1 protein-coding gene is annotated in these 2660 nt (G+C 45.1%); it reads right to left on the minus strand.

Going from position 1 to position 2660, the window contains the following annotated elements:
* On the minus strand, nucleotides 1-2515 hold a 2515-nt coding region (locus ACH8JV_RS19160; protein WP_396523215.1), incomplete at its 3' end, for an Ig-like domain-containing protein.
* Nucleotides 2516-2660: the final 145 nt, after the last annotated feature.

Genomic DNA, 2660 nt, shown 5'->3' on the forward strand with positions numbered 1-2660 from the left:
CAGTCACGGTTGATCCCGCTTCTGCTGTACCTGTCACTGGATCAGTGGCATTGATTGGATCAAGAACCGGTGCATTTGGTGCTGTGGTATCGATAGTCACCACTGCACCTGTTGTACCCACATTACCTGCAGGGTCGGTCGCTGTCACAGTTACCGTATGTGGTCCATCGGTCAACGCTGGAAGCGTATTGTCTGCAAGTGTCCAGGTGCCGTTGCCATTATTGGTTGCCGGATAGTTCACACCATCTACAGTCACCACCACTTTCGCAGTCGGATCATTCACTGTACCGCTTAACGCAGGTGTACTGTCGTTGGTTAATGTCGTGGTGACAGTCACAGTTGGTGCAACTGCATCTACTGTACCAGTTGAAGGAGTTGATGGGTTACCAGCAGGGTCGGTTGCAATAGCTGTAACTTTATCACCATCTTTAAGATCACCTGGGTTTGGCGCTGTCCATTTACCATCAGGGCCTGCAACGACAGTTGCTGTCGTACCATCAGGGAAAGTTACTTTAACTGTTGAACCTGGTTCTGCTGTACCTGTCACTGGATCAGTCGCATTGATTGGATCAATTACCGGTGCAGTTGGAGCTGTGGTATCGATAGTCACAACTGCATTTGTTGTACCTACATTACCTGCAGGGTCTGTTGCAGTCACAGTCACGGTATGTGGACCATCGGTCAACGCTGGAAGCGTATTGTCTGCAAGTGTCCAGGTGCCGTTGCCATTATTGGTTGCCGGATAGTTCACACCGTCTACAGTCACAACCACTTTTGCAGTCGGATCATTCACTGTACCGCTTAATGCAGGTGTACTGTCGTTGGTTAATGTCGTGGTGACAGTCACAGATGGTGCAACTGTATCTACTGTACCAGTTGAAGGAGTTGATGGGTTACCAGCAGGGTCGGTTGCAATAGCTGTAACTTTATCACCATCTTTAAGATCACCTGGGTTCGGCACAGTCCATTTACCATCAGGGCCTGCAACGACAGTTGCTGTCGTACCATCTGGGAAAGTCACTTTAACAGTTGAACCTGGTTCTGCTGTACCTGTGACTGGATTGGTCGCATTGATTGGATCAATTACCGGTGCAGTTGGGGCTGTGGTATCGATAGTCACAACTGCATTTGTTGTACCTACATTACCCGCAGGATCAGTTGCAGTCACAGTCACGGTGTGTGGACCATCGGTCAACGCTGGAAGCGTATTGTCTGCAAGTGTCCAGGTGCCGTTGCCATTATTGGTTGCCGGATAGCTCACACCATCTACAGTCACAACCAGTTTCGCAGTCGGATCATTCACTGTACCGCTTAACGCAGGTGTACTGTCGTTGGTTAATGTCGTGGTGACAGTCACAGTTGGTGCAACTGCATCTACTGTACCAGTTGAAGGAGTTGATGGGTTACCAGCAGGGTCGGTTGCAATAGCTGTAACTTTATCACCATCTTTAAGATCACCTGGGTTTGGCGCTGTCCATTTACCATCAGGGCCTGCAACGACAGTTGCTGTCGTACCATCAGGGAAAGTTACTTTAACTGTTGAACCTGGTTCTGCTGTACCTGTGACTGGATTGGTCGCATTGATTGGATCAATTACCGGTGCAGTTGGGGCTGTCGTATCTACTGTATAAGATTTTGACTCATTAATATTGCTGCTGTTACCTGCTGCATCAGTAAAAGTAACTTTTGCATCAATTGTTTTATCGCTATCTGCAATTAATCCACTGCCTGGTACAACTACACTCCACGTACCTGCTGCTTTGTCTACATTTGCAGTGTAAGTTACACCATTAACAACTACGGTAACGACAGTATTTGCAGCATCTGTCGGAATATTTTTTAAACTACCCGTAACAGTAACATTACCCGCAGCTTCCGTTGAATTAATAATATTATCTGAAGTTACAGGATCAACAGAGAAAGTAACGCCATTTGTATTTGGCGGCGTAGTATCTGCAGGAGAAGAGTCATTACTGCTACCACTATTTGATGCAGCAGCAATGATACCACCTGCAACAAGAGGTACTGCTGCCCACAACCATGGGTTCACACCTGCATCGTGATAAAGTAATGGCTGAATTGAAGAAATAGGTTGGTAAATAACATCAGACACTAATGCCTGCGGTGCTTCTGCTGGTAGAGCTGCTGGTAAATCTTCACCTAAAAGCGCTTGCGGCTCTACATCGCTGTCAGCATCCGCATCTGCATCGCTGTCAGCATCCGCATCATTTTCGGCATCTTTAAATTTTGCCCAAATGAGTTGGCCATTTTGGTCTTGAAAAACAAGACTATTATCGGCTGGCTCAGCTGTTCCACTAAAGAAGCCTTCAATAACAATAGTTTCACCATTTTTTAGGCGAATTACTGCATTGGTACCCTCCCTATTTACTACCAATACATCACTGGCAGCCACTTTTACCAACACAACTGATGCTTCTGAAAGTTTTGCAGAAGTTCCCTCTGTTGTTACCAAGGTTTTGTGACTGTCCTTGGCAATAATTTGTATCTCAGGCATATGTTCATTCCTTTTATATTATTGATTTAAATGATTTTTGTATAATTCTTTTTACTTAATGTTTTCGAGTTTTTGACCTACAACTTAAAAACATTAAGTAATGTGATCATTTTTACATTACCCACTTTAAAATAAAAAAAATAAA

It is taken from the genome of Acinetobacter sp. ABJ_C5_2 (genome assembly GCF_044538485.1).
Taxonomy (GTDB): Bacteria; Pseudomonadota; Gammaproteobacteria; order Pseudomonadales; family Moraxellaceae; genus Acinetobacter; species Acinetobacter nosocomialis_A.